The organism is Streptococcus pluranimalium (assembly GCF_047785705.1).
Lineage (GTDB): Bacteria > Bacillota > Bacilli > Lactobacillales > Streptococcaceae > Streptococcus > Streptococcus pluranimalium_A.
Window position 1 is genome coordinate 1 of record NZ_JBLOJV010000058.1, and the last position, 4,644, is coordinate 4,644.

The window sequence follows — 4,644 nt, forward strand, 5'->3', positions numbered from 1 at the left end:
AGACCATTCTTGAGGATTTGAAGAAGAGAATGACTGATTCTGGTCAATCTTATGCTAAGTGGCTACTCATTATCCCTGACGTAGCAGAGTTAGCTAGAGCGTCTAATCTGAGTGATGCTGATTTTAAGCTTTTAATCTCAGAAGGTGCGACCTATGGTGTGATTCTTGTTTTTGTGGGTACAGTTCAAGATTTGGTTAACAATACTTATGACAATTACGTTAAGATGATTGTCCATTTGGTGGGGCAAGTGTTCTTAGGTCAACGGATTAGTGATCAGAACCATACTCGTTACCCTTATATTAACAATGAACCGTCACTGAAATCAAACCAAGGCTATTTACTTTACCCAGATGGCTATGAATTTGTCCAGTTGCTGGAAGTATAGAAAGGAAAATCTATGTCTATTTTTGGTTGGTTTGGTGGTGGAACACCTACAGAACAAAAAAGAGACCAGTATCAACGCCTTTATAATAAGCTGTTGTCCTTGTCTCAAGACTTTGATAGCAAAGAGAAACAGTTAAGTCAGCGTGTTGAAACTTATTTATCGAATCGCCCTAATATGGAAGCGAGTTATATCCCAGAGGATGTTTTTTCAGATAGTGAATCAACTGCGAGGTCTAAGGTTGTGCTTCTCAAATCACATCAGACGAGTGATGGGGCCAAATTAGCTGAGGCGGTATCTGCGGCTTACAGTAGGTATCAGTATTACCATCGTTTAGCGATTCAGGAAGCTGAAGAGCGTAGACGAGAGGCAGAGCGTCGCCGTCGTGAGGCTGAAGAAGCAGCGAAAAAGAAACGGGGGTAGTTCATGGCAGAATTAAAAGTAACTTATTCGGAACTCGAAACAGCTTTGCAATTATCTAAAGATATCAATAAGGAGCTAGCTTCTTCGTATCAAACGGTTGGTGAACTGCGCTCTTATTTGGAAGGAGCTGCGTGGAGTGGGCAAACGAAAAATGCCTTTATGACTTATTTGAACCTTATCTATCAGTATCACAATGATTTGATTGGCATCATGACAGAGCATGAGACAGCGGTAACGAGCTTGAAGCAATCCATTGATGACTATAACAGTTCATCGGAAGTTGCCTCAATTAGGGGGTAGGTTATGGCAGGAACAGATTATTTTTCAATCTATGAGCTTTACTACCTCATTGGAGCCTTTGATGGCGATACCTTGCTTGGTCTGCCAGAGTTAGAGGAGCTTTCCCTCCCGTCAGAAGCTGTTTGGGAGATTGCCCATGAGTCCTTAAAGGCTAAAGGCCTTGTTGGAGACGATGATGCCTTAACTAAGGCTGGATTTGTGGTTGTGGAAACCTTGAAGGATTATTGCACAGGTTATTCTCTAACTGTTGTTAATAATGCTTATGTTATGCTTACGGGTAATCAAGGAGAATCGGTTATGTTACTTGATGGCCAAGAAGGGTATCAGTTATTGCGGATAGGTCCACTTGCTCGGTTAGCTTTCTTTCAAGAAAAATTACCGTCTCTTTTACTAAGAGAGCCTCAGGTGGATGAAGGTGATTTCTTAACCAAGGAAGAGGCTCTCTCTCCAGAAATCGAGGAGGCACTAGCTGGTGATGACACTGTTGTTATCCAGCACTATCCGCTTCGTCAGATGCTTGAGTCAAAGCATCGGGATGATTTGGTCGTGTCTTGGTTATTCCGAGAGATTGATGGGCAGTTGTATGGGGTTGAAACGTCTAAACAAGTGTTACAACGGTTTAGTCAATACTATTTTCTAGAACGGTGCTACACTTGGTTAGGAATTCCCTTTAGAGAGGAGGATTTTGCCTGATGGGTAAAGAATCAATTCATCATGATGGCGGTGGTGCATCCAGTCAACAGATTGTTATGAATGTCGATGAGATGCATGAGATTATGCGTTATCTGACTACTATAGAGCTATCCTTTCAACAGCGTCTGGCACCGAAGCTCCAAGCCTTGTCCCAGACCAAATACTATGAGGGTGGTGAGGCTTCTAAGGCGATGGAACATTACGCTAAGATGCTTAACAAGGTCAATGAGGTTGGTGATTTGTACAGTCGAGCCAATGGTGAGGTTTTCTACCTGATGAATCAATGGCTGGAACAAGATGAGGTTCTGGCACAGAACTTCCGAGATAGTTTGCAGGGCGGTGGACAATTGGCTGATAATTTGAGGCAGTTGTTCCCACCAGAGGAAGGAGGAAGCTAATGACTAAAAATGTTGAGCTTCATCTTCACAAGTGGAGCAAAATGAAAGGTGCTTTAGGCTCTGTTACTGAGGCTGGCTCCGGTGGTGGTTTTAGTGGTGGCAGTTACAGCAGCTGGGGCGGTCCAGCCATGTCCTCCTATAGTGGTATTGGTGGTAGTGGTAGTCAGGGCTTTGCGAATCGGATCAAGTCCCTGGTTGAGATTACGGAGAAGGCCAAACGGACCATCAATGAGCTGGATGTGGACGGGGCTATTGGCAATCTTCACTTCCATGATGACCATGTGACGGCGATTAGCTTGCAGTCCAAACTGACCGCTCTAGAAACCTATGCCGGTAAGGTGCAACAGTACCTGAAGGATAAGATTGACCAGCCTTTCTACGAAAAACTGGACAAGGTTGGGGATCGGCTAGAAGCTCTGAACATCAGTGATTATAAAACCAGCAACCAGATTGGGTTTAAGAAAACTGAGGTCATCTATAGCGAAGCTGGCCAGTACATGGGTACTCGGGAAGTCTTGGCCAAAGAAGTTGGTCTCAAGGAACTTTATCAGGTTGACAATCCTTATAAGACCCGCCTCCAAGTCATGTATAAGACCTACAAGTCTAGTGATGACTATAAAGAGAGCAAGCTGACCGAAGAGGATTACCTCTTTGCCAGTCATCAGACTAGAGCCTTTACTTATCATTCCCTCAATGACGAGAAGGCAGCTTTTGAGGGGAAACGAGACCTTCTTTTAGCGGCTGGCGTTGTTATTTTGAGTATTTTCTGTCCTCCTGCAGGAGCTGTGGCAGGCGTTGCTTTGGCGGCAGCGGACATGTATTCAGCTGCTTCAGGTAAGGACTGGATGACTGGTCGTGAGCTTGATGATGGTGAGCGTCTCATGCGTGGGGCCTTTACCTTATTTGACTTAATACCAGGTGTTGGTTACCTCAATGATTTGGCCAAGACAGGCAAGGTAGCAGGCTTGGCAGGCATCAAGGCAAGCCTTAAAACCAGCTTCAAGGAAGGTATGGAGCAGGCGGCTAAGAATGTGGATAACTTCAAGGTTGTTCTTAAGAACGTGGATGACTTTGGGAAGAAGGTTGTGACTAAAATCGATGATTTTGGGAAACAACTTGACAATTTAGTGACTAATAAGGTATCATCACTAGCTGACAATGTTGCTGGTAAACTTCGTCATGCGGATGAGACACTCAGCACTGCAGCGCAGAATTTTAGTCTTAATATAGTTATTTGAATTAAGATCAGGACATCGATGAATCATTTTGATAAACGCTAATAATGTTAGCTATTCTATACTTTGTCCTAATCTATTTTCAATCCACTATAACATTGGATTTGAGCCCCAGCTAGTCAGCGGAGCTATACCAACACCTCCACCGGGTCGTTTATCTGGAGTAGCCGATAACCTCCAAGCCTTTGCCAAGAGTTTGAGCGACAGTGTGGATGAGGTGGGGTCTTCTATGAATCGCTTGTCCAGCAATACAGATAGGTTTATCGATGATATTATTCGAGATGGCTCTCATTTTGATGATTTCGGTAACTTAAAACCTAATGTTCGTTATCAAACAGGTGAATACGAGTACGTCTATCAAACTGATGATGTAGGACGACTAGCGGAATGGGATGCCCCAGAGCTTCAGCGAACAAACAGAGAAAATCGTTTACCACACGACGCGAACACTCCAGGTAAATTGAAGGGAGACCATGCTGGACATTTGGCTGGAGACCGTTTTGGTGGTTCGCCTGAAATTGACAACCTTGTTTCTCAGTTAAGTGAAGTGAATTTAAGTGATTACAAGAAACTAGAAAACCAGTGGGCAAAAGCCCTCGAAGAGGGGAAAAAAGTTTCAGTAAATGTAAAAGTTAACCATGTGGGTGACAGTTTGAGACCAAGTAGTTTTGAGGTTTTTTATAGTATTGATAGCGTTGATTTTTTTGAAAGTATATCAAATCTAAGATAGGAAAATAGCAATGACTTTTGAGGATAAATTTACAGAGAAGCAGAAAGATATGATTACTTTATCACTGGAGTATGCCGAAAGGTTGAGTAGTGATGTTGAGAAAATATATCTATACGCTTCACACGAGAATTCTTTATATAGTTTTAATATTTTTTATAGCATAAATGGCGAAGTGATGACTATGCGTCAACTTGCGACTCTAAATGGAGTTAAAGCTAACAATGATTTAATTTTTGATGTTTTAAAAATTGGAACCGAAGATTTAAAAGAGGTTGAAAAAATTTGTAAAAAGTACAGCAGATCCATGCCAACCCAAATCAAACTTATTTATGATAATGTAAATAATAAGGTTCATGCAGATTACTCTTATGACCTATTTTATTCAAATTCTGATACTTTAACTTCATTTGATATTTTTAATCAATGGTATGAAGAAGTCAAAGCCGAGATTGAGAATAGATAAGTCATAACCATAGTATCTC

General features: G+C 42.1%; 8 protein-coding genes. All 8 read left to right on the forward strand.

What is annotated here, in order from left to right; translation table 11 throughout:
* Positions 1 to 386, forward strand: a 386-nt coding sequence (locus tag ACMZ6Z_RS08885) for a hypothetical protein (RefSeq protein WP_416132185.1), incomplete at its 5' end; no start/stop codon positions are given.
* 12 nt (positions 387 to 398) lie between these two features.
* The gene (locus ACMZ6Z_RS08890; RefSeq protein ID WP_416132186.1) at positions 399 to 806 is read left to right on the forward strand and encodes a hypothetical protein; all 408 of its coding nucleotides are present in this window, start codon (positions 399 to 401) and stop codon (positions 804 to 806) included.
* A 3-nt stretch (positions 807 to 809) separates the two neighbouring features.
* Entirely contained in the window at positions 810 to 1,106 is a 297-nt protein-coding gene (locus ACMZ6Z_RS08895; RefSeq protein WP_416132187.1) for a WXG100 family type VII secretion target, read from the forward strand.
* A gap of 3 nt (positions 1,107 to 1,109) precedes the next feature.
* Positions 1,110 to 1,799, forward strand: a complete 690-nt coding sequence (locus ACMZ6Z_RS08900; protein ID WP_416132188.1) for a DUF5081 family protein — start codon at positions 1,110 to 1,112, stop codon at positions 1,797 to 1,799.
* On the forward strand, positions 1,799 to 2,197 hold the full coding sequence (locus ACMZ6Z_RS08905) for a hypothetical protein (RefSeq protein ID WP_416132189.1): 399 nt from the start codon (positions 1,799 to 1,801) through the stop codon (positions 2,195 to 2,197). The genes ACMZ6Z_RS08900 and ACMZ6Z_RS08905 overlap by 1 nt, the downstream gene beginning before the upstream one ends.
* Positions 2,197 to 3,435, forward strand: coding sequence for a pre-toxin TG domain-containing protein (locus tag ACMZ6Z_RS08910; protein ID WP_416132190.1), 1,239 nt, complete (start codon positions 2,197 to 2,199; stop codon positions 3,433 to 3,435). Before ACMZ6Z_RS08905 ends, ACMZ6Z_RS08910 begins: the two co-directional genes overlap by 1 nt.
* A gap of 226 nt (positions 3,436 to 3,661) precedes the next feature.
* Positions 3,662 to 4,162, forward strand: a complete 501-nt coding sequence (locus ACMZ6Z_RS08915; RefSeq protein ID WP_416132191.1) for a DNA/RNA non-specific endonuclease — start codon at positions 3,662 to 3,664, stop codon at positions 4,160 to 4,162.
* Between the two features lie 10 nt (positions 4,163 to 4,172).
* Positions 4,173 to 4,625: a hypothetical protein gene (locus ACMZ6Z_RS08920; RefSeq protein ID WP_044767985.1), complete on the forward strand. Its 453-nt coding sequence runs from the start codon at positions 4,173 to 4,175 to the stop codon at positions 4,623 to 4,625.
* The last annotated feature ends 19 nt before the right edge of the window (positions 4,626 to 4,644 follow it).